Here is a 21,941-nt window from a genome sequence, read left to right as displayed (position 1 = left end):
CTTCAACGCGAACTACGCGTAGCCCGCCACTTTCGCAAGCTGGAGCGCGGGGTACATCCGGTCGATCGCGATCACGTCCGACCTCATCTCCTCCACAATCCACTCGCGTACTTCAACGACCGAAGACCGCCGCGGCCGGTTGGCGGCGTGCAGCAAGCGGCATGCGCGCTCCGTGACGACGGCCTCGAGCCTTCCCGGAACGAGCGCTCCGTTTGACAGCCAGTGCGCGGTGGAGTTGAGCCAGCCGAGCGCAATGCCTTGGCCGAGAAGCGCCGCCTGTATGACGATCGCATAGTCGGAGAAGTCGACGATTCGTTCCACCGGACGGCTCTTCTTCCCCTGGAAGCCCGCGAAGCGGCGATGCCAGTCGCGTTCGCCATCGGTCAGATTCATCAACGTGTCCCCACCCTTCGGTTCGGCGCGCGCTTGTTCCGCATAGCCCGGACTGCACACCGGGAGCAGGATCTCCGGCATCAAGAGCACACCATCTTCGTGGGCCTCATCGCGATGCGGAAAGCGAAGGCCGAGGTCCACATCTTTCACCGGTCCCCTGAGCGGACCTGAGGTGAGCTGGAAGCGCAGGTCGATCGAGGGGAAGGCCTTGCGCAGCTTGTGCATGCGGGGCATCAGCCAATGCGTGGTGAACGCGGTGGAGACGGACAGCGTGACGGTGTCCGTGCCACTCTTGCGGACCTCGATCTCATCGAGTGCCGCTTCGATCCCGTGGAAGCCCTCCGCGATCCGCTTGTAAAGGATGTCCCCGTTTTCGGTGAGGCTGACCTTGCCATGCGCGCGCTCGAACAGCCTCACACCGAGGTGCTCTTCCATGCGAGAGAGCATGCGGCTCACGGCCGGTTGCGTCACGTACAGCTCAAGGGCCGCCTTGCTGAAGTTGCCGCAGCGCGCGGCCGCTTCGAACGCGAAGAGCGCGTTGGCGCTCGGAAGTTTCCTGCGTAGGCTGTGCATAACCTGATGTTATGCCCATGCTGACAATTGCGCAATTGCCTGCACGGGCTGCAGTGCCTATCCTTCACCCATAGCTTCCATAACTTTACAGGCCGCAATATGACCTTCCGCCCCAAATACATCACCTTCGACTGCTACGGAACCCTCACGTACTACCCCATGCACCAGGCGGCGTACGACATCTACGAGGGCCAGCTGCCGCCGGAGCAAATGCGCGTGTTCATCAAGAACTTCAACGACTACCGCTTGGACGAGGCGATGGGCGACTGGAAGCCCTACCTGGACATCCTGCATTCGTCGCTGGAACGCGCCTGCAGGAAGCACAAGCTGGCCTTCCGCGATGAGCATGCGAAGCGGATCTACGACGCGGTGCCCACGTGGGGTCCGCACGCCGACGTGCCGCACGCGCTCACGCGCATCGCCAAGAAGATCCCGCTGGTGATCCTGTCCAACGCGATGAACGAGCAGATCGGCTCAAACGTGGAAAAACTCAAGGCGCCCTTCCATAAGGTCTACACCGCGCAGGATGCCGGCGCCTACAAGCCGCGCCTGGCCGCGTTCGAATACATGCTGGACCAACTCGGCTGCGCCCCGCAGGACATCCTGCACGTGTCGGCCAATCCGCGCTACGACATGTTCTCGGCGCAGGACCTCGGCATCGTGAACAAGGTGTTCGTCAACCGCGGGCATGAACCGAGGCCCAACGACGCAATCAGCTTCGCCGAGATCCGCGACATCAACGGGCTTCCGGCCCTCGTCGGACTCTGATCGACCCCGCGACATCACCAGGAGACAAACATGGAAGACAACAAGCAGCTGGGCGGCCTGATCGGCCCCGAAGAGAGCACGCGAATCCTTGGCGCATTGAAGCGGGGCGCGAACCGTCGCGACGTGCTGGCCATGTTGACTGCCGCTGGAATGCAGGCAGCCCTGGCCGGCAGCATCGCGAGCGTCGCCGCCACGGCGCATGCGCAGACACCGCGCAAGGGCGGCCGCATCAAGGTGGCGGGGTCAACCGCCGCGGTGAGCGACACACTCGATCCCGCCAAGCAGTCCAACGGCACCGACTACGTCCGCGGCTTCATGTTCTACAACGGCCTGACCTACCTGGACGGCAGACTGTCGCCGCAGCCGCAGCTGGCCGAGGAGTTCACGACAAAGGACGCCAAGACCTGGGTCTTCAAGCTGCGCCGCGGCGTGACTTTCCACGACGGGAAGCTGCTGACGCCGCAGGACGTGATCTTCTCGCTGATGCGCCACAAGAACCCCGCGACGGGTTCGCGCGCGAAGCCGCTGGCTGACCAGATCGAAGAGGTCACCGCGACGGGTCCGAACGAAGTGACCATCCGCCTCGCCGCACCCAATGCGGACCTGCCGGTGATCCTGGGCACCTACCACTTCCACATCGTCAAGGACGGCACGACCGACTTCAACGCCGGCATCGGGACCGGGCCCTACAAGGTCAAGGAATTCAAGCCCGGTGTGCGCGCGGTCGGTGTGCGCAACGACGGCTACTGGAAGCCCAACCGGCCTTACCTCGACGAGATCGAACACGTAGGCATCGGGGAGGAGAGCGCGCGTGTCAATGGCCTGCTGGCCGGCGAGCTCGATCTCGTGCTCTCGGTCGACCCGCGCTCGGTGAGCCGCGTCTCCGGAAGCGGCCAGCACGCTGTCTTCGAAACCAAGGCGGGCCCCTACACGGACCTGGTCATGCGCCGCGACAGCACGCCGGGCAACAACCCCGATTTCGTGCTGGGCATGAAGCACCTGTTCAACCGGGAACAGATGATCAAGTCGATCATGCTCGGCCACGGCGTGCTGGGCAACGACCAGCCGGTCCACCCCAGCATGCGCTTCTACTTCAACGGGCTGAAGCAGCGCCCCTACGATCCGGAGAAGGCGAAGTGGCATTTCCAGCGTGCCAACGTCGGGTCCGCGGCCATCCCGATGGTCGTGTCCCCGGTCGCAGGCGGATCCATCGAGATCGCGACGATTCTGCAGCACGAGGCGCGCAAATTCGGTGTCAACTTTGACGTACGCCGCATGCCGGCGGATGGCTACTGGGCCCAGCACTGGATGAAGCACCCCGTGGGATTCGGCATGATCCAGCCCCGCCCCTCCGTGGACGTGATGCTGTCGCTCTTCTTCAAGGGCGACGCCCCCCAGAACGAGTCCGCCTGGAAAAATGACAAGTTCGACCAGCTCCTGCTGGCCGCGCGCGCGGAGACCGATGAGGCCAGGCGCAGCCAGATGTACGCCGACCTGCAAACCATGGTCCATGAGGAATCCGGCATCGGGATCCCGTTCTTCACGTCAAGCCTCGACGGCCACAACAGGAAGCTGCGCGGGCTCTCGCCGATTCCGTTGGGCAACTTGATGGGTTTCAGCTTCGCCGAACACGTGTGGCTCGACGCGTGAACGCCGCAGTCACCCGCGTCGTGGTCATCGGCACCGGCATCGTCGGGCTCAATGTCGGGCTGCGGCTGTTGCGGGAAGGCATGCAGGTCGAGTTCATCGATCCGCGCCCGCCAGGCAGCGGTGCGTCTTACGGAAATGCCGGCGTCATCGCCGTCGAAGCCGCGGTCCCCACAGGCATGCCGTCGATGCTGACCAGTGCCCCGGGCTTCCTGTTTCGGCAGCAAGGACCTATCGTAGTGAAGCCTGCGTACTTCCTGAAGGCTCTCCCTTGGCTGGTCCGGTTTCTGTCCGCTTGCCGGCCGCACCGCGTGGACCAGATCTCGGCGACGCTTCACTCGATGACGAGGTTCGCCCTAAAGGAGTACGAGCGGCTGTTTGCCGACCTGGGGCTGGATGACGACATCCGGCGCACGGGCGCACTCATGCTGTACTACACGCCAGCCTCGTTCCAAGGCGCCCAAGCCGCCATCCAGCTGCGAAGGAGGCGAGGCGCCAACATCGAGATCCTGGGCGAGAAAGAGGTGCGGGACCTGGAGCCGGCCTCGGGCCAGGTCCACAGGGGCATTTACTTCCCGGACTATGCCTCCCTGGACAGCCCCCAGCTCCTTTGCCAGCGCCTCGCGGACCGGGCCTCAGCGCTGGGCGCGGTTTTCCATGAAGCCGAAGCCCGCAGCATCGGCGTCGCCGGCGGCCGGGCCGCCTCCATTCACTTCAGTGACGGGCGCGACCTGCAACTCGATGGCGCCGCGGTCATCATCGCTGCAGGCGCGCACTCGAAAGGCCTGGCAGCGGATGTGGGATGCGATATCCCGCTCGATACGGAGCGCGGCTATCACGTCGAGATAGCGAACCCCAACATCACGCTGGGGCGGCCTGTTTTGGTTTCGGACGGCGCCTTTTTCGCATCGACGATGCAGGGCCGACTCCGGCTGGCCGGAACCGTCGAAATCGCGGGGCTCAGGAGAGAGCCGGATTGGCGTCGTGCAGACGCGATGGTGGAAAGGGCGCGGATCGCCTTCCCCGGCTTGCGGGCGACCGAATGGACCCGATGGATGGGGTTTCGTCCGTCGATGCCGAATTCACTCCCGGTGATCGGCGCCTCCCCGCTCGTCTCGAATGCCTATGTCGCCTGTGGACATGGGCATCTGGGCATGACGTTGGGCGCGGTCACGGGGACGCTGATCGCGGACGCGATCCTGGGTCGCGATCCGAAGCTCAACCAAAGCTCCTTCGCGCCTCGCAGGCTGCGCTCTTTCAATCCGTGCTGACTATCTTCCGATGGCATCGAGAAACTGATACCAGCCTGCGACCATGCGGATTCCTGGCGCGCGCAAGGGGTAGAAAGGCACCGTCTTGAGATGCCTCGCGTCGAGAAGGGAAACGTCGGGGGACTCGCCCGCAACGAAGGCGGCGGCCTGCTGGCCCAACAAGCTCGCCATCGCGATGCCGGAGCCGTTGAAGCCAAGGCAGACGCATGTGCGTTTGTCGATTCTCCCCACATGCGGAAGCTTGTCCAGCGTCATCCCAACGAACCCGGACCAGTTGAATTCGATATCGACCGCTTCGAGTTCCGGAAACGTCTTGGTCATCGCACGCTGAAGGGCGTCGTACGCCGATGTGCCGCCGCTGCCGCCAAATGCGCCGCGCCCACCGAAGATGAGGCGACCGTCGCGCTTCCTGAACCACTTCATCATGCGCCGCGTTTCCGAGTAGCTGCGGCGCTCGACAAGCAGCTTCGAGGCGAGAGACTCCGGAAGGCGGCTGGTCGCGATCACTGCACTTCGGAAAGGAATGATGGCGGTCTTGACCCGCTTGGTGGAAGGACGAAGGTCAGAGTACGCATCTGTTGCAATCAGGATCTGCTTTGCATGCACGGCGCCCGTCGGCGTCTTGACCAGTACTCCGCCCGCTTGGTCTTCGATGCTTTCGACCGGGCTGTCCTCGAACAGACGGACCTTGCGGGCCGCAAGACCCGCTGCCAGGCCGCGTGCGTAGTTGAGCGGATGAATTGTCCCCGCATGGTGATTGAGCACGCCGCCGAAGTAGGTCCGCGACCCTATTTCATGCTCGACTTCGGCGCGGGACAGGACCGTGAGCGCCCGCTCGCCCAGCTGGTTTTGCAGCCAATCCGCCTCGGCGACGAGCGCCCTTTGCGCCTCTTCCGTATGGGCGCAGCGCAGGTTTCCCGTCATCTCGAGCTGCGCGTGCTGGATTCCCAGCTCTTCGATGAGTTGCCGGACCGCATCGACGGCGTCATGGGAGAGTCGATGCAGGTAGCGCGCCGTTTCCAATCCGTGCAATTTGGCGACGGCCGGGAACGACACTCGAAATTTTCCCGCGACGACGCCTCCGTTACGGCCGCTGCCGCCCCAGCCGACACGATGGGCCTCGAGCACGACGGCGTCGATCCCTCTTTTCTGCAGCGCATGGGCCGCTGAAAGCCCGGAGTAGCCCGCTCCAACAATGACGACCTCGGCACGCAGGTCGCCGTCAAGGCGGGACAGCTCCAAGGGGAGCTCAGCGGTCCTAGACCACAGCGAGGCCTCCGCTGGAAATTTCAACGACGGTTTCATCGGCGGGTCTGTGACCCGGCGGCCGCGCGTTCAGCGTCGACCGCGTCGGCCAGGTCTTTCAGGGAGGCGAAGTGGAAATGCGGCTCGGTGACTTTGGCCGGGGTCGGCGTACCGCCGAATCCATTTTGCCCCTTTCGGCGCTCGATCCAAGTCACCGAATAGCCCAGTTCGCGCGCGATCCCGATGTCGTGATACTGGCTTTGCGCAACGTGCAGGATGTCCTGGAACTTGTAGCCTTGGGCCGCCTGGCGCCCCCGGTTGTAGGCGAAGAATTGCGGATTGGGCTTGGCGACGCCGGTGTCGTCATAAGTGACCGTGTCGTCGAATGGATCACCGAGCGTGTGCGCATAGCACGACAAGGCCACCCGGTCCGCATTGGTCATGGCCACCAATCTGAAGTGGGCGCGCAGGCGCTTGAGCGCCGCGGCAGAATCCGCAAACGCCGGCCAACGCAAGACATCGGCTTGAAAAGCCTGCGCGGAGTTATCGTCGGTGGGCAGCCCGAGTGCCTTGGCCACGTGCAAATAGACGTTCGGCATGACCTGGCTCGAGCGGCCGGGGTGCAGATCGCGACCTTGCTTGTACGGCTCGAAGATATCCTCGTCGCTCAGGCCTTTGGCAGCGCTTCCGCCGAGCCGCCGGACGGAGTCGAGAACTCCCTTTTCGAAGTCGATCAGGGTACCGACGACGTCGAACGTCAAAACTTTGAATTGGTTGAAAGACATGATTTCCTTCTGGGTGGTGTTGATGAAAAGGTGGAACCGCTGACGACCGCACGTCGGCGGTCAATGTTATGGAGTCGATGCGATCAGATCACGCTGTGCCTCTATTGATGAAGCTAGCATAGGGCTCGTTTTGCGCGGAAGCAATTGCGCAATTGTCAGGCGAGGCATAACATCAGGTAATGCACAGCCTACGCAGAAAACTCCCGAGCGCGAACGCGCTGTTCGCCTTCGAAGCTGCCGCGCGCTGCGGCAACTTCAGCAAGGCGGCCCTGGAGCTGTACGTCACGCAGCCGGCCGTGAGCCGCATGCTCTCCCGCATGGAAGAGCATCTGGGAGTCAAGCTCTTCGATCGGTCGCATGCGAAGGTCACGCTCACCCAGAGCGGGGATATCCTCTTCAAGCGGATCTCCGAGGGGTTCCGAGGGATCGAGACCGCGCTGGACGAGATCGAGGCACTCAAGACCGGGAGCGAAACCGTCACGCTGTCGGTGTCGACCGCGTTCACCACCCACTGGGTGATGCCCCGCATGCACAAGCTGCGCAAGGCGTTTCCATCCATCGACCTGCGCTTTCAGCTTACCTCAGGGCCGATGAGGGGGCCAGTGAACGATGTTGACCTCGGCCTGCGTTTTCCCCATCGCGACGAAGCCGATGAGCACGCGGTCCTGCTGATGCCGGAGATCCTTTTGCCGGTTTGCAGTCCGGGCTACGCCGAGCAGGCGCGCTCGGAGGCGCAAGACGGCGATACGCTGATGAATCTCAGCGACGGCGAGCGCGACTGGCATCGTCGCTTCGCCAGCTTCGAGAGGCACGGCCGCCGTGCAGCGCGGACCGTCGATTTTTCCGACTATGCGATCGTGATCCAGGCGGCGCTGCTCGGTCAGGGCATCGCGCTCGGCTGGCTCAACTCCACTGCCTATTGGCTGCGTACCGGAGCCCTCGTCCCAGGCGAGCAGGAGGCTGTCGTGACGGAACGCGAGTGCCGCCTGCTGCATCCCGCCGGCAGGCCGATACGTTCCGCCGTCGTGCAAGTTCGCGAATGGATCGTGGAGGAAATGGCGTCCGATATCGCCGCCATCGACCAGATGTACCCCGCGCTTCAACTTGCGAAGCTGGCGGAGATCAAACAGCCGCGGTGACCAGAATCTCCACCAACAAGTCGGGGTGTGCCAGCTTGGACTCGCCGGTGGCGCGAGCGGGGCCGGCGCCTTGGGGCACCCACGCGTCCCACACTTCGTTCATGCCCGCGAAATCGCGTTCGATGTCCTTCAACCAGATCTGCACCGACAGCATGCGCGTCTTGTCGATGCCCGCCTTGGCGAGGTGGCCGTCGATCTTCTCGAGCACCTGGCGGGTCTGGCCCTGGATGTCCAGCTTGCCGTCCTGCGCGGTAACGCCCGTCATATAGGCGACGCCGTTGTGCACCACCAGGCGGCTGAGGCGGTGTGTGGGTTCGATTCGGGTGATGTCAGTCATGGGTGCGATTTCCAGGTATTGAAGAGAAAATGAAATCAAAGCGCGGCCAGCTCTTCGAGCGTGATCGGCTTGATGGGAGGACGGATGCGGTAGTGGCCGACCTCGGCCGGAGAGACACCGCGCGCCTGCGCGATGACCTCGGTGACCGTGAGGCCGCAAAGGCGGCCCTGGCAGGGGCCCATGCCGCAGCGTGAGAAGGCTTTGGTTTGGCTCGGCCCCGTGCAGCCGAGCGCGACCATCCGGCGCAGCTCGCCGGCCGAGACTTCCTCGCAGCGGCAGGCGATGACGTCGTCGGCCGGCACGCGGTGCTGGAGCTTGGGACGGTAAAGCGTATCGAGGAAAGGCCGGATGTGCAGCTGCCGACGCAGTGCCGACCGCAGAATCTTGGCCTGGCGGTCGCGCTCGCGTTCCGGCAAGCGCCCCGCGCTGTGCGCCGCAGCCAGTGCGGCGAGCTGTCCTTGCAAGGCCGCTGCGGCGCCGCCGGAAATGCCACGACCGTCGCCGGCGATCAGGAAGCCGTCCAGCGCGAGGCGGCCCCAGGCATCGGCCGCCGGCACCCAGCACAGCTGCTGGTCGTCCCAACGGTGCGCGAGCCGCAGCGACGCTGTGATCTGGTTGTTCGGCACCACGCCCTGGTGCAGCAGCACGAGGTCGGTCTGGACGCGGTGCAACGTGGTCCCGATACGAAAACTCAGGGCCGTGGCCCGTTCGCCGCCTTCCACCGCGAGATCGGTTGCGCCGCGATAGAAGGGGATGCCGGCGCCCTTGATGCTGCGGATCAGGCCGAGGCCTTTCTTTATGTCGCGCCATCCCGCGAGGGCGCCACCGACGTGGCGCAGAGCCCGCAGGTAGTCGCCGCGCTGCGTGGTGTCGACGATGGCGATTATGCGAACACCGGCCCGCAAGTACTGCCAGGCCAGCAGGTAAAGCAACGGTCCGCAGCCTGCCAGGACGACGGGCTGCGACGGCGCGAGTCCGGCGCTCTTGAGAAGAATCTGTGCCGCGCCGGCGGTCATCACGCCGGGCAGTGTCCAGCCCGGGATCGGAAATGGCCGCTCCATCGCACCGGTGCACAGGATGACCTGGCCGGCCGTGATGGACTGGGATCGCCCATCCTTCAAGTAGTGAATGACGCGATCGCGGGTGACTTGCCAGACGGCTGCGCCGCCTACGTGCCGCGCCGTCGAGCGAGCGAAGCGTTCGACCAGCGCTCGGCCGGCGGCATAGTCGTTGCCGAGCACCTGCAGCCGATCGGCCTCGGCGCGCTCAACGTCACGGTAGATTTGTCCGCCGGGATGCGCCTGCTCGTCGAGCAGCGCGACCGACAGCCCCAGTTCGGCCGCGGTGGCGGCCGCCGCAAGACCCGCCGGGCCCGCGCCGACCACGGCGACGTCCACCACAGCATCGTCCGCGTCAAGCTGCATGGCGGGCGCCTTCTTGTGAGCGGATTTTCATGCCCGGTTGCACCGTCACGAGGCAAGCCTGGCGATTGGCCACGCCGTCGATTTCCAGCAGGCATTCGAAGCAGACGCCCATCATGCAGTAGGGTGCACGTGGCGCACCCGACACGGGTGTGGAGCGGAAGCGCGACACGCCGGCCGCCAGCAAGGCGGCAGCCACCGAGCCTTGGCCCTGCACCTTCAGGGGGCGACCGTCGAACTCGACGTCTATGAAGGGCTCGGTGACGGCCGAGATCGGGCGAAAAAGCGGTTCAGTGGGCATGGTGGTGATCCAATACCTGTGTTGGAGGGGCGGCGGCGATGGGAAAGCGATCGCCCCGGAACGCGTCAAGCTCCTCGGGCGCGGCTGCGCCGTTGATCCACGGAGCGATGCGAAAGGCGTGGGCCGCGGCCAGGGTCACGCCGCTGTGGCAGGTGACGACGTACGCGCCCGGGCAGGACTTCGATTCCTGGTAGATCGGATATCCGTCGGGCGTCATCACCCGCAACGCGCCCCATACCCGAACCACGTTGAGCTGGCCGATCACGGGAAAACTGGCGACAGCGCGGCGCGCGAGCTCGGCCAGCGTGCTGTTGGTCGTGCTGTCGTCAAAGCCCGCGTCTTCCATGGACTCCCCGATCTGGATGCCGCCCTCGTCTGTCTGACGGATATGGCCCGTGGGATAGTCGAGGATCTTTTCGCATCGCTCGGTGATGATCAATTGCCCGCGATTCGGCCGCACCGGCGCATGCAGGCCCACTTGCCCGGCCAGACCTGCATTGCCCAACCCCGCCGCCAGCACCAGCTTGGGCGCGCGAAACTGCTGGCCGCCGCTGTGCACCGTGAACAGGCCGTCTGCGTGCGTGATGCGCTGCACGCCGTGGCCCGTCTTGAGCGTCACGCCTCGCTGGGTGCACGCGGTATGCAAGGCGCGCAGCAGCTTGAGTGGATTGACGTGACCGTCCATAGTCGAGAAGCTGGCGCCGATCACCGTCGGTCCGACATGGGGCAATCGCCGCAGCAGGGCCGCGCGGTCCAGGATCTCGTATGGGTAGTCGCCGCCTGCTTCATCGCGCACGGCGGCAAGCCGCTCGCGCCGCGCCTCGAGTTCAGCCTCGGAAAAGCACAGGGTGAAAGCGCCCATCTGCCTGGCCTGGACATCGATGCCGGTTTGCTCCTGGAGTTGGGCTGCCAGCGCGGGCCACTGCCGGGCGGACTCCCGGGTCCAGCGGGCATATTGGGGAAAGCCGCGGCCCTTGCCGTGGACCCAGATCAGGCCGAAATTCCCGCGCGACGCGCGAAACGCATCGTCGCCTTCATCCAATACCGTGATGTTCTTGCCGGGCTGCGCCAGCCCGTAGGCCACTGCGGTGCCGACCAGGCCGCCGCCAATCACGATCACATCGCTAGCAAACATGTATTCCAATCATCGGGACATCCTGCAACACTCCATGGCCGGGGGAGCCATGTCGCGGCCAACCAAGGCGCGCGCAAAGAGATAGTCGTTGCGCACCCGGTCGCTCAACTGGTTCATGTCGACATGGCCCGCGGGATTGCATGGAAACGCGTAGCACTGCCCATCGACAAGGGACTGGAAGCGCAGCTCGTATTGCGGCATTGTCTGGTCGCTCATTTCAGGTCTCCTGCACGCCCTGCGTGTGTTCATGCAATCAAGGTGGGTTCATGCAAACAAGATTACGCCGCCTTCGCAGTACATGGCGTCGCATACGCGCGCAGGAGCAGCAGCAAATACCGGATGCGGCCTGGACGCGGCCAAAACTGCGGTGTGAACCCCGCCACCGTGCGGTACCGCCGCTGCAGCATTCCATTGTTTTGTTGCCCGCCGGGCAGCAAGTCGTGCCGAACGACAAATCCGTCCAATCGTCGGCAGCGCGCCGAGGATAACTTCGCGCACTAACTCAACCACCGAAAGGGCGAGATCCATGGAACACAACACGCAGTTGGGCGAACTGATCGGGCCGAAAGAAAGCCAGCGCATCCTGGGTGCATTGCATCGCGGCGCGAGCCGCCGCGATGTCCTTGCGTTGATGATGGCGGGCGGCATGCAGGCGGCACTCGCCGGCAGCATCGCGAGCGTCGCGGCCACGGCGCATGCGCAGACGCCGCGCCGCGGCGGCCGCATCAAGGTGGCCGGCGCGACGGCGGCCGTCAGCGACACGCTGGATCCGGCCCGGGGTTCCAACCACACCGACTACATCCGCGCTTGCATGTTCTACAACGGGCTCACCTCGCTGGATGGCAGCCTGACGCCGCAGCCCGCGCTGGCCGAGGAGTTCACAAGCACCGATGGGAAGGTTTGGGTCTTCAAGCTGCGCAAAGGCGTGACGTTCCACGACGGCAAGGCGCTCACGCCCGCCGACGTGGTGTTTTCGATCATGCGTCACAAGAATCCGGCGAGCGGCTCCAAGGCCAAGTCGCTGGCCGACCAGGTCGAGGATGTGAAGGCCACCGGGCCGAGCGAAGTCACCGTCACGCTCACGGGACCCAATGCCGATCTGCCCGTGATCCTGGGCACCTTCCACTTCCTGATCGTCAAGGACGGCACCACCGATTTCAATGCCGGAATCGGCACGGGGCCTTACAAGGTCAAGGAGTTCAAGCCCGGCGTCAGGTCGGTGGGCGTGCGCAATGAAAATTACTGGAGGCCGAATCGCCCGTACCTCGACGAGATCGAGTATGTGGGCATCGGCGACGAAACGGCGCGGGTCAACGCGTTGCTGACCGGCGAGCTGGACCTGATCGGCTCGGTCAACTCGCGCTCGGTCGATCGGGTCAAGGCTTCCAGCAAGCATGCGATCTTCGAGAGCAGGGCCGGCACGTACACGGACCTGGTCATGCGGCGCGACAGCAGCCCCGGCAGCAACCCGGACTTCGTGTTGGCCATGAAGTACCTGTTCAATCGCGAGCAGATGCTCAAGTCCATCGTGCAGGGTTATGGGGTGGTGGCCAACGACCAGCCGATCGACCCGACCAACCGCTTCTACTTCAAAGGGCTCAAGCAGCGTCCGTACGACGCCGACAAAGCCAAGTGGCACGTGCAGAAGGCCAACCTGGGCAGCACCCCCATTCCGCTGGTGGTCTCGCCCGCCGCAACCAACTCGGTGGAAATGGGGCTGGTCCTGCAGCACGCGGCCAAGCAGGCCGGCCTGAACCTGGACGTGCGCCGCATGCCCTCCGACGGCTACTGGTCGCAGCACTGGATGAAGCACCCGGTGGGCTTCGGCAATATCCTTCCGCGCCCCAGCGCCGATGTGCTCCTGACGCAGTTCTTCAAGTCGGATGCACCCTGGAACGAAGCGGGCTGGAAGAACGAAAAGTTCGACCAGCTGCTGGTGGCCGCGCGCGGCGAAACCGATCTGGCAAAACGTACGCAGATGTACGCCGACATGCAGGTCATGATCTACGAGCAGGGCGGTATCGGCATCCCGTTCTTCATGTCCAACCTCGATGGGCACAGCAAGAAGCTCAAGGGCCTGTCGCCAGTCCCGCTCGGGGGAATGATGGGCTACGCCTTCGCCGAACACGTCTGGTTGGACGCATGACCACTACCCCTGCCAAGTTTCAAGTGAAATCATCGCGCAATGCGCAGGAGCAATCATGACCGTGGCCCTAATGCTGCACCGTGCCGACGGCGCACCCATTGCAACCTCTTTTCGCCGGGCGGCGTTCGGCAAGGACGACCCCTTTGCGCGAAATCGCGAAATAGCGTGGGAAGGACCCCAATCCATGATCGCGGGCCGAACCAGCTTCATCGGTGAGCTGGCAGTCGCAAGCTTTCCCCACATCGAAACCATCGTCGTGGCGGAAGGCGATCTGACCCTGACAGCGGACGGGGCGGCGCCGCTGGTGCTCGGTCCCCAAGCGGGTGCCATCATCGGGCGCGGTACGGCGCTTCGCATCCTGGCCGGATCGCGCGTGCGGTTTTCGTTTTGCGCGGCCGCTTGCGACAAGCCGACGAAGCGCGGCCTCTTCCCTCTGCGCGCCGACGCCGACTTCAAGCCGTCGGCAACGCTGCCGGCCGAAGTGCTCCTGGGCCCGCCCCCGCAATGCCGCAGCGACAATGTCTTCACCGACGACGCTGCGGAGTATCGCGCGGGAACCTGGGACTCGACGCCATATCACCGGATTGTTCGCCCGCATCGCGTGAACGAGTTCATGCATCTGTTGGCCGGCAGCGTGCGATTCGCAGCCCCGGATGGCAGCGTGCTGTCGGCGGGCGCTGGCGATGCGCTTTTCGTGCCCCAAGGCGCATCGGTCGGATGGGAAAGCAGCGATCGCGTCGCGAAGTTCTACGTGATTCAAAGCGCATGATCCGTTCAGTCGCCTTCATTCACACGGTTGCCATGCTGGTCGAGCGGTTTCGGCCGCGCTTCCAGAAAGAGTTGCCGAACACGCGCTGCTTCCACATGCTGGACGAGAGCGTCCTGCAGGACCTGCTGCGTGATGGGCCTTCGCCGGGAATCACGCGGCGCGTGGTCGGGCTGGCCACCCTCGCGGCCGACGCGGGCGCCGACCTGATCGTCTTTACCTGCTCGTCCACTTCACCTGCCGTCGACATCGCGCGCCATATGGTGCCGGTGCCCATTGTGAAGATCGACGACGCCATGTATGGCCATGCCGCCAAGTCGGACGGCCGGGTCGGCGTGGTGTGCACAACGAAATCCACACTGGAACCCAGCCGTGGCTTGCTCGCCGAACACTCCGCAGCGTCCGGGACGCAGGTTCACGCCGAACCGCTATGGGTAGAGGGCGCCTTCGCCGCGCTGGCGGCCGGCCAGCGCGAGGCGCACGACGCCCTGGTGATGCAGGCTGCGCTCGCGCTCGCGCCGCGGGTCGACCGGCTGGTGCTGGCCCAAGCCTCGCTGGCGCACCTGTGCAGCGAACTGGAGACGCGAACCGGCAAGCCGGTGCTCGCCAGCCCGGAGTGGATGGTGGCGGATGTCGTGGGCCGCGTCACGGCGTCAGCTTGAGCATGGCGGTGCGCTGAAGCCGGCGCAGCACAACTTTTCAAGTTCCATGACAGTCGCAGTGACCCCGGCGCAAACACAAGATGCTGCCGAGCATCGAAAATGCATCATTTTGTGCTTTCCGTCCCTCGACTATCAGGCTCATTCGCTGCTCGAGAGTCGCGACACTCAACTCCGGCATGACACGAATCAACGAAGTGCCAATCGGCAGGCGACGGGCGTCTGCCATCACAAAATAAGGAACAACCACCATGTGGATCAAGAGGACTCTCGTTACGATTGCCATGCTCGGCGCGGCTGCGGCCGCGCAGGCACAGACCGTCCTGAAGGTCGGCTCCACTCCGACCGGCGTGCCCTTCACCTTCCTCGACGCGAAGACCAACACCATCCAGGGCATGATGGTCGACGTCATCGAGGAGATCGGCAAGGACGCCGGCTTCAAGGTCGAGATCCAGCCGATGCCGTTTTCCACGCTGATCGCGGCGCTGACCTCGGGCAAGATCGACGTCATCTCGGCCGCGATGACCGGCTCACCCGAGCGCGCCAAGGTCGTTGACTTCAGCAAGAACGTCTACTCGTATGGCGAAGGACTTGTCGTGCCGGCCACGGACGCCACGGGCTATGCCGCCGTCGCGGACCTCAAGGGCAAGAAGATCGGCGGCCAGATTGGTACCCGCTATCTCGAATTCCTCAAGGCGCAGAGCGGAGCCGCCTAGGTCAACGCCTACGATTCGCTGGGCGACATCCTGCGCGACGTCTCCAATGGCCGCCTGGAAGCCGGCGTGGGCGACTACCCGATCCTCGCCTACAACCTTTCGCAGGGCAACTTCCCGCAGGTGCGGCTCGTCAAATCCTACAAGCCGGGAATGATCGGGCCGATCAACATCGCGGTGAAGCAGGGCAACAAGGAACTCATGGCCAGGATCGACAAGAGCCTGGAAACCATGCAGAAGGACGGCCGGCTCGACGCGATCCTGAAGAAGTGGGGCCTCTGAGCCCCGCCCCGGAGTCATGTCCCAAGTCCTGAACCAGGCATCGGCGTTCCTGCCGATCCTGATGCAGGGCGTCTACCTCACCGTGCTGGTGACGCTAGGCGCCTTCGCACTTGCAACCGTGCTGGGCCTGGTCCTGGCATTCATGCGGGTGGGCGGCATCCCCCAGCTCGCCTGGACGGCGCGCACGGTGATCGTCGTCGTGCGCGGCATCCCCGGTATGGTCACGCTGTTCTACATCTATTTCGTTGGTCCGGAATTCGGGCTCTCGCTCACGGCGGTGCAGGCGGCGATCCTCGGTCTCGGCATCGCCTATTCCCCCTATATGGCCGAGATGTTCCGCTCCGGCATCGAGGCGATCGATCGCGGCCAGACGGAGGCGGCCCTGTCCATAGGCATGGGCTGGGGCCTGCTGATGCGGCGCGTGATCCTGCCGCAGGCGGTGCGGGTAGCCTTGCCGCCCTATGGCAGCACGATGGTCATGCTGCTGAAGGACTCCTCCCTCGCCTCGACGATCACCGTCGCCGAGTTGTCGCTGCAGGGCAAGCTCCTCGCTTCCTCCACCTTCCAGAACACCACGGTGTTCACGATGGTCGCGTTGATGTATCTCGCCATGAGCTTGCCCCTCACGGCGTTCAACGGCTGGCTCGAACGGCGGATGAGGCAATCCCAATGAGCATCATCGAACTGCGCAACATCCGCAAGTCGTTCGGCTCGCATGAGGTGATCCACGACGTCTCGTTCTCGGTCGAGAAGGGCGAGGTGGTGTGCATCATCGGGCCGTCCGGCTCGGGCAAGTCCACGCTGCTGCGCTGCATCAACGGGCTGGAGACCTACCAGGGCGGCGAGATCATCGTCCATGGCGAGCGGGTCGAGAGCGCCTCCCGCCGGATCCGCCAGGTCCGCACCCGCGTCGCCATGGTGTTCCAGCGCTTCAACCTGTTCCCGCATCGCACTGCGCTGGAGAACGTCGCCGAAGGCCCGATCCATGTGAAGAAGGAGCCGCGCGAGCAAGTTCTCGCCCACTCGCGCGAACTCCTGGAACGCGTCGGCCTTGGTGCCAAGATCGACGCCTATCCGGCGCAGCTCTCTGGCGGCCAGCAACAGCGCGTCGCCATAGCCCGCGCACTGAGCATGAACCCGGACGCGATCCTGTTCGATGAGCCGACTTCGGCGCTCGATCCGGAACTCGTCGGAGAAGTCCTCACCGTCATGCGTGCGCTCGCCGACGAAGGCATGACCATGGTCGTCGTCACCCATGAGATGGGATTCGCGCGTGAGGTGGCGGATCGCGTCCTCTTTCTCGACGGCGGCGTGCTGGTCGAGCAGGGGCCGCCCGCGGAACTGCTCGGTCGCCCGCAGAACCCGCGCACCCGCGACTTCCTGAAGCGCCTGCTCACGACCGAATGAAGAACAGCTCTTATTGGCATGAAACAGCGCCTCCGTTCGAGGCGGCGGCCAGCCCCGGCGAACTCGGTGGGCGCGCCGACGTCGCCGTCATCGGGGCGGGCTTCACCGGCCTCTCGGCCGCGCTCACGCTCGCCCGGCAGGGCGCCAAGGTCGTGGTGCTCGAAGCCGGCCAGGTGGTGGCGGAGGCGTCGGGCCGCAATGGCGGCCACTGCAATACCGGGATGCCTTTTGATTTCGGCGCGGCGGCAGGACGCATTGGCCATCAGCAAGCGCGAGCGCTCTACCAGCTCTACGGCCGCGGTGTGGACTGTGTCGAGCAGATCGTGACTCGCGAGCAGATCGACTGCGACTTCCGCCGCAACGGGAAGATCAAGCTCGCTGCACGGCCTCACCACTTCGAGAAACTGCAAGCTGCGCACCGGCAGTTGCATGGCGATATCGATCCGGACATCTACCTGGTCGGACCGGAATCGATTCGCGGCGAAGTTGGATCCGACCAGTTCCACGGCGGGCTGGTGTGGCCACGAAGCGCGCAGATGCACATGGGCCGCTTCGGCGTGGGCATGGCCCATGCGGCGGCGAGCCAGGGAGCGCGCATCCACGTGCACACGCCCGTAACCGCCGTGGAACGTGCATCGGGTGGCAGGTTTCGTTTGCAAACGCCACACGGTCGGGTCGAGGCGGACCAGGTGCTCGTTGCCGCGGGAACCTGCCAGCACGGCCCGTTCGCCTGGTTCCGGCGCCGCATCATTCCCGTGGGCAGTTTCCTCATCGCGACTGAGCCTCTGTCGCCGGAACTGGCGGCCTCGGTGATGCCGGGCAACCGCAATGCAACCACGACCTTGAACGTCGGCAATTACTTCCGCATGACGCCGGATCGACGATTGCTGTTCGGGGGCCGCGCCCGCTTTGCGTTGTCCAGCCCCGACTCGGACGCGAAAAGCGGCGCGATCCTGCAGCGCACGTTGCACAAGGTGTTCCCCCAATTGCACGAGGTGCGCATCGATTATTGCTGGGGCGGCGTGCTCGACATGACGATTGACCGCCTGCCGCGTGCGGGCAGCGCCGGCGGACTGCATTACGCAATGGGTTACAGCGGAAGCGGCACGCAGCTGGCAACGTTGATGGGCGATGCCATGGCGCAGACCATTGCAGGCAAACCGGCCGCCAACCCGCTGCGTGACCTGCGCTGGCGTTTCGTGCCGGGCCATTTCGGGCCGCCGTGGTTTCTGCCCTTCGTGGGCGCGTATTACCGGGCTCTCGACTTCTTTGATTAGACGTGGTTTCCCTGCGCCGCGATGAGATTGAGCGGATACCTGCGCTTGCCGGATGACTGGCGCAAAACGATCCGGCTCGTGAACTTCTCGATCCCGATCTCGTCTTGCAGCAGGCGCTCCATCAGCTCCTGAAAATGGGCGACACTCGGCGCCACGATTTTCAACAGATAGTCGTAACCGCCACTGACGTTGTACCACTCCACGATTTCGCGGTGTCGATCAGCGGCCGCTTCGAACTTGCGGAAGTCGGGAGGCCGATGGCTGCTGATCGTCACCTCGGAAAAAACGCTCACGCAATTGCCCAGCTTCTCCAGTGCGATGTCAGCGCCAAAGCCGCGAATCACGCCGAGTGTCTGCAGCCGCTTTGTGCGTACGAGGCACGGGCTCTGGCTCAGGCCGACGGCATCGGCCAACTCGACATTCGAGCAGCGCCCCTCGCGCTCGAGGTGCGCGAGGATCTTGAGGTCGAACCGGTCGAGGGACACTGCTGGGGGCATGCTCGGATGGTAGCGCCGGATGTCGATCCAAGCTAGTGTGTGCCGGCCGTGCGCGCTTCGGCCAGAGATTCGTCGAGCGCCTGGATGACGAGGGCGGCCTGGTCCGCCGACAGCACCAGGGGCGGGCGGATCTTGAGCACGTTGTGCCCCATCGCGCAGGCGCTGATCAGCACGCCCTTGTCACGCATCCGGTTGACCACCTGGCTCGTCAGGCTGCGGTCCGGCGCGCGCGACGCCCGGTCGGAGACGAGTTCGACCCCGACAAACAGGCCTGCCCCGCGCACGTCACCAATGGCTTCGTGCCGGGCTGCAAGGGCGGCGATGCCGTCGTGCAGGATCTTCCCCACCTTGGCGGCATGCTGCACCAGCCCGTCTCGTTCTATCGTGTCCAGTACCGCCAGCGCCGCCGCGCAGGAGACGGTATTGCCCGCGAAGGTGTTGAAGTAACGCGAGTGCTTCCCGAATTCCGCCAGGACGTCGGCGGTCGCCAACAGTCCCGCAATCGGTTGGCCGTTGCCCATCGGTTTGCCCATCGTGACGATGTCGGGCACGACGCCATGACGCTGGAAACCCCAAAGGTGTTCGCCGGTCCGGCCGAAGCCGGGTTGGACTTCGTCGGCAATGAACAGGCCGCCGGCCCGCTTGATCGCGTCGACCGCGCCCTTCAGGAAGCCTTGCGGTCCGGGGAGGATGCCGTCGCTGGTGAACAGCGAATCGACAATCAGCGCGGCCGGCTTGATGCCATGGCGCCGCAGGTCGGCGATAGCCGCCTCGACGTCGCGGGTGAAGCGTTCGGACAGGTCGGCGCCCCCGGCGTGATACAGGCGCGGAGCCGGCACCAGGCGCACATGCGCGCCGAGATCGACGGTCACGCCCAGCGACGGCGAGAATTGCGACACGGCGTCGGTGATGCCGTGATACGCGGTGTCGGTCACGATCATGCCGGTGCCACCGGTGCGGACCTTCGCGATGCGATAGGCGAGGTCGTTGGCCTCGCTGCCCGTGCAGGTCAGCATCAGGTGGGCCAGATCGGTCCCCGGCACGCTCGCGAGCAGGCGTTCGGCCAGTTCGAGAATCGTGTCGTGCAGATAGCGCGTGTTGGTGGCCAGCGTCTGCACCTGCCGGCAGATCGCCTCGGTCACCGCCGGATGGCAATGCCCTAGCGAGGTGACGTTGTTGTAGGCGTCGAGATAGCGGCGCCCCTCGGGGTCGATCAGCCAGGCGCCTTCGCCCCGCACGATGTGCAGCGGCCGTTCATACATCAGGCGGTAGGCCGGGCCGAGCAGGGCGTCGCGGCGCGCGATCATTTGCGCGGTAGCCGGGCCCACGTCGGCGCGGCCGGGGATATAGGCATTGACCATGTTGAGGTCGGTGGTGCTTTTCATAGAGTGGCTCCTGTTTGTACGTGTACGCCGGCCAGCAGCCGGTCGCGTGCTGTGTCGCGGGAAAGATCGGCCATCTGGGACAAGCCTTCCCACGCCGCGGGGTTGTGTCGCATGATGTAGGCGCGGTTCTCGGGATAGCGCGCGGCGCGCCATTCCGAGATCAGCGCCGTGATGAGGTGGCGCGTGGCCAGGAGATCGGCAACGACCTCCTGTTCGGCGCCGGTCAGCGGCAGCACCGCGTGATAGGCGGCCACGAACTGGGCCGGTCCCTCGAAAGGATCAGCGTTGCCGGCCATGTGGAAGGCGGCGGCCGTCGCCACCTCGCCGACGAGCGGTGCGTGCACCATGTCGCCGAAGTCGATGATGCCCACGATGCGCGCGGGGTCGTCGGGGGCGACCAGCACGTTGTAGAGGTGGTAGTCGTTGTGGATCACCTGGGACCGCAGCGATGACAGGCGCGGCAGCACGTGCGTCGTGAAGCGCGTCATGAAGGCCTGGGCCAGCGCGCGGTGCTTGCCGTCCACGAGGCTGTCGAGCTGTGCGCCCAGCCGATGCGCCGTGGCGACGTTCCACAGCAGGTCATGCGCCGCGCCCGGATGCGCGAAGCCGTGCAGCGCGCGGTTCAAGCCGGCGAGCCCGGCTCCCATGGCGCGCCGCTGCGCGGCGGTGCGCACGGTCTCGCGGATCTGGATGCCGTCCAGGTAGCTCAGCATGCGCACGCGTGTCTGAACGCCCCCGTTGAGCACGACCGTGTCGTGTGTGTGTCCTTCCAGTGTCCGCACGACGCGCGGCACCGGCTGGTCCGGTGACATGCGGGCGATGTGGTCGAGCGCCGCGATCTGGAAGTCGACGACCGCGGGTGACTCGGACGGATTGCTGATCTTGAGGACGTAGCGACAGCCATCGGCCGCCTCCACCAGGCAGTTCTGGTCGCGCTCGCCCGCCAATGGCCGGGTGGAGCCCTCGATGCCGTAGATGCGGCGGACCAGGGCCTCCACTGCCGCCGGCGCGAGGGCGGGCACGGTGGTGCTCAGTTCGGTCATAGGCCGAGCAGGCCGGGAAGCTGGCGGACGTCGGTCAAACGGCTGACACCGTAGGCGTCGGAAGTCGGCTCATGCCCGCGGTCGATGAAGGCCTTCGCCATGAAACCCAGGTCGGAGGCCGTCATCAGGTCGTAGCGGAAGCTCGACGAGACGTGCATCATCTGGTCAGGCGCGCATCCGAGCTGGTCGAACATGTACTCGAAGGTCTGAAAGCGCGGTTTATACGCGTGCGCTTCCTCGGCGGTGTAGACCGCGTGGAACTTCGCCTTGAGATGGGCGACGCTCGCCGGGATCAGGTCGACCATCGAGTTCGAGAGGATCACCAGCGGCACGTGCGGCGCAATCGCCTCCAGAACCTCGACGACGTTCGGGTGTGGTTGCCAGGTGGGAATGGCATCGTACAGCGCCACGGCGTCCGACGGCCTGTAGTCGATGCCGTGCACCTTGCATGCCCGCCGGATCGAATTCTCCACAACCTCGAAGAAGGGCTTCCACTCGCCCAGGACCTCGTCGAGGCGGTAGGCTCGAAAGCTGTCCAGGAAAGCCGGCATCCGGCCGGCCGGAACGCGGTCTTTGAACAAGCTGTTTGCGGTCGGGCCCATCTCGAAGTTGATGAGCGTGCCGTAGCAGTCGAAGCTGATGAATTTGGGTTTGAATGTCATAGAAGGATCCACGCTGTTGGGGTGGATATGAGTCTATGAATTCCCCGCCTTTCGAAATGCCGCATTCACATGCGGTGCAAGTGGATTCC

24 protein-coding genes are annotated in these 21,941 nt (G+C 64.8%); 12 read left to right on the top strand and 12 right to left on the bottom strand.

What is annotated here, in order from left to right:
* Window positions 1–12: 12 nt before the first annotated feature.
* Window positions 13–966, bottom strand: coding sequence for a LysR family transcriptional regulator (locus AC1DUB_RS13095; protein ID WP_477729855.1), 954 nt, complete (start codon window positions 964–966; stop codon window positions 13–15).
* Between the two features lie 99 nt (window positions 967–1,065).
* Here AC1DUB_RS13095 and AC1DUB_RS13090 point away from each other — a divergent pair, with 99 nt between their 5' ends.
* From AC1DUB_RS13090 to AC1DUB_RS13080, 3 genes are read left to right on the top strand one after another with little or no spacing between them, the layout of a single operon-like run.
* The gene (locus tag AC1DUB_RS13090; RefSeq protein WP_477729854.1) at window positions 1,066–1,734 is read left to right on the top strand and encodes a haloacid dehalogenase type II; all 669 of its coding nucleotides are present in this window, start codon (window positions 1,066–1,068) and stop codon (window positions 1,732–1,734) included.
* A gap of 30 nt (window positions 1,735–1,764) precedes the next feature.
* Entirely contained in the window at window positions 1,765–3,384 is a 1,620-nt protein-coding gene (locus AC1DUB_RS13085) for an ABC transporter substrate-binding protein (protein WP_477729853.1), read from the top strand.
* Entirely contained in the window at window positions 3,381–4,652 is a 1,272-nt protein-coding gene (locus AC1DUB_RS13080; protein ID WP_477729852.1) for an NAD(P)/FAD-dependent oxidoreductase, read from the top strand. Before AC1DUB_RS13085 ends, AC1DUB_RS13080 begins: the two co-directional genes overlap by 4 nt.
* Here AC1DUB_RS13080 and AC1DUB_RS13075 read toward each other — a convergent pair whose 3' ends face one another.
* Entirely contained in the window at window positions 4,653–5,957 is a 1,305-nt protein-coding gene (locus AC1DUB_RS13075) for an NAD(P)/FAD-dependent oxidoreductase (protein ID WP_477729851.1), read from the bottom strand.
* Window positions 5,954–6,682 carry an HAD-IA family hydrolase gene (locus AC1DUB_RS13070; protein WP_477729850.1) on the bottom strand — a complete coding sequence of 243 codons (729 nt, stop codon included), beginning with the start codon at window positions 6,680–6,682 and terminating at the stop codon, window positions 5,954–5,956. Before AC1DUB_RS13070 ends, AC1DUB_RS13075 begins: the two co-directional genes overlap by 4 nt.
* 179 nt (window positions 6,683–6,861) lie before the next feature.
* Here AC1DUB_RS13070 and AC1DUB_RS13065 point away from each other — a divergent pair, with 179 nt between their 5' ends.
* Window positions 6,862–7,821 (top strand): LysR substrate-binding domain-containing protein, encoded by a 960-nt coding sequence (locus AC1DUB_RS13065; RefSeq protein ID WP_477729849.1) that lies wholly within the window; start codon window positions 6,862–6,864, stop codon window positions 7,819–7,821.
* Here AC1DUB_RS13065 and AC1DUB_RS13060 read toward each other — a convergent pair.
* From AC1DUB_RS13060 to AC1DUB_RS13040, 5 genes are read right to left on the bottom strand one after another with little or no spacing between them, the layout of a single operon-like run.
* Entirely contained in the window at window positions 7,805–8,158 is a 354-nt protein-coding gene (locus AC1DUB_RS13060; RefSeq protein WP_477729848.1) for a RidA family protein, read from the bottom strand. The genes AC1DUB_RS13065 and AC1DUB_RS13060 overlap by 17 nt on opposite strands.
* 35 nt (window positions 8,159–8,193) lie before the next feature.
* A complete protein-coding gene (locus AC1DUB_RS13055) occupies window positions 8,194–9,582 on the bottom strand; it encodes an FAD-dependent oxidoreductase (protein ID WP_477729847.1) in 1,389 nt (462 codons plus the stop codon).
* Entirely contained in the window at window positions 9,572–9,880 is a 309-nt protein-coding gene (locus AC1DUB_RS13050) for a (2Fe-2S)-binding protein (RefSeq protein WP_477729846.1), read from the bottom strand. Before AC1DUB_RS13050 ends, AC1DUB_RS13055 begins: the two co-directional genes overlap by 11 nt.
* A complete protein-coding gene (locus tag AC1DUB_RS13045) occupies window positions 9,870–11,015 on the bottom strand; it encodes an NAD(P)/FAD-dependent oxidoreductase (RefSeq protein ID WP_477729845.1) in 1,146 nt (381 codons plus the stop codon). The genes AC1DUB_RS13050 and AC1DUB_RS13045 overlap by 11 nt, the downstream gene beginning before the upstream one ends.
* A gap of 9 nt (window positions 11,016–11,024) precedes the next feature.
* The gene (locus AC1DUB_RS13040) at window positions 11,025–11,231 is read right to left on the bottom strand and encodes a hypothetical protein (protein ID WP_477719282.1); all 207 of its coding nucleotides are present in this window, start codon (window positions 11,229–11,231) and stop codon (window positions 11,025–11,027) included.
* 310 nt (window positions 11,232–11,541) lie between these two features.
* Here AC1DUB_RS13040 and AC1DUB_RS13035 point away from each other — a divergent pair, with 310 nt between their 5' ends.
* The 8 genes from AC1DUB_RS13035 (at window position 11,542) to AC1DUB_RS13000 (ending at window position 18,265) form a co-directional block, all read left to right on the top strand.
* Complete coding sequence (locus AC1DUB_RS13035; RefSeq protein WP_477729844.1) at window positions 11,542–13,161, top strand: ABC transporter substrate-binding protein; 1,620 nt, start codon at window positions 11,542–11,544, stop codon at window positions 13,159–13,161.
* 55 nt (window positions 13,162–13,216) lie between these two features.
* Window positions 13,217–13,930: a cupin domain-containing protein gene (locus AC1DUB_RS13030; RefSeq protein ID WP_477729843.1), complete on the top strand. Its 714-nt coding sequence runs from the start codon at window positions 13,217–13,219 to the stop codon at window positions 13,928–13,930.
* Window positions 13,927–14,589, top strand: a complete 663-nt coding sequence (locus AC1DUB_RS13025; protein WP_477729842.1) for an aspartate/glutamate racemase family protein — start codon at window positions 13,927–13,929, stop codon at window positions 14,587–14,589. Before AC1DUB_RS13030 ends, AC1DUB_RS13025 begins: the two co-directional genes overlap by 4 nt.
* A gap of 248 nt (window positions 14,590–14,837) precedes the next feature.
* Complete coding sequence (locus AC1DUB_RS13020) at window positions 14,838–15,302, top strand: ABC transporter substrate-binding protein (protein WP_477729841.1); 465 nt, start codon at window positions 14,838–14,840, stop codon at window positions 15,300–15,302.
* A 66-nt stretch (window positions 15,303–15,368) separates the two neighbouring features.
* On the top strand, window positions 15,369–15,581 hold the full coding sequence (locus tag AC1DUB_RS13015) for a substrate-binding periplasmic protein (protein WP_477729840.1): 213 nt from the start codon (window positions 15,369–15,371) through the stop codon (window positions 15,579–15,581).
* A 16-nt stretch (window positions 15,582–15,597) separates the two neighbouring features.
* Window positions 15,598–16,254 carry an amino acid ABC transporter permease gene (locus AC1DUB_RS13010; protein ID WP_477729839.1) on the top strand — a complete coding sequence of 219 codons (657 nt, stop codon included), beginning with the start codon at window positions 15,598–15,600 and terminating at the stop codon, window positions 16,252–16,254.
* A 2-nt stretch (window positions 16,255–16,256) separates the two neighbouring features.
* Entirely contained in the window at window positions 16,257–16,988 is a 732-nt protein-coding gene (locus tag AC1DUB_RS13005) for an amino acid ABC transporter ATP-binding protein (protein ID WP_477729932.1), read from the top strand.
* Window positions 16,985–18,265 (top strand): NAD(P)/FAD-dependent oxidoreductase, encoded by a 1,281-nt coding sequence (locus AC1DUB_RS13000; protein WP_477729838.1) that lies wholly within the window; start codon window positions 16,985–16,987, stop codon window positions 18,263–18,265. The genes AC1DUB_RS13005 and AC1DUB_RS13000 overlap by 4 nt, the downstream gene beginning before the upstream one ends.
* On the opposite strand, the gene AC1DUB_RS12995 is transcribed toward AC1DUB_RS13000, so the two are convergent.
* From AC1DUB_RS12995 to AC1DUB_RS12980, 4 genes are read right to left on the bottom strand one after another with little or no spacing between them, the layout of a single operon-like run.
* The gene (locus AC1DUB_RS12995; protein WP_477729837.1) at window positions 18,262–18,762 is read right to left on the bottom strand and encodes an Lrp/AsnC family transcriptional regulator; all 501 of its coding nucleotides are present in this window, start codon (window positions 18,760–18,762) and stop codon (window positions 18,262–18,264) included. The two genes, AC1DUB_RS13000 and AC1DUB_RS12995, sit on opposite strands and share 4 nt — an antisense overlap.
* A gap of 32 nt (window positions 18,763–18,794) precedes the next feature.
* Entirely contained in the window at window positions 18,795–20,147 is a 1,353-nt protein-coding gene (locus AC1DUB_RS12990; protein WP_477729836.1) for an aspartate aminotransferase family protein, read from the bottom strand.
* The gene (locus AC1DUB_RS12985; RefSeq protein ID WP_477729835.1) at window positions 20,144–21,190 is read right to left on the bottom strand and encodes a phosphotransferase; all 1,047 of its coding nucleotides are present in this window, start codon (window positions 21,188–21,190) and stop codon (window positions 20,144–20,146) included. Before AC1DUB_RS12985 ends, AC1DUB_RS12990 begins: the two co-directional genes overlap by 4 nt.
* Window positions 21,187–21,852, bottom strand: coding sequence for a haloacid dehalogenase type II (locus AC1DUB_RS12980; protein WP_477729834.1), 666 nt, complete (start codon window positions 21,850–21,852; stop codon window positions 21,187–21,189). Before AC1DUB_RS12980 ends, AC1DUB_RS12985 begins: the two co-directional genes overlap by 4 nt.
* Window positions 21,853–21,941 lie beyond the last annotated feature (89 nt).

Source organism: Polaromonas sp. P4_F9, from assembly GCF_056401235.1.
This window is presented reverse-complemented; position numbering and strand designations above follow the sequence as displayed.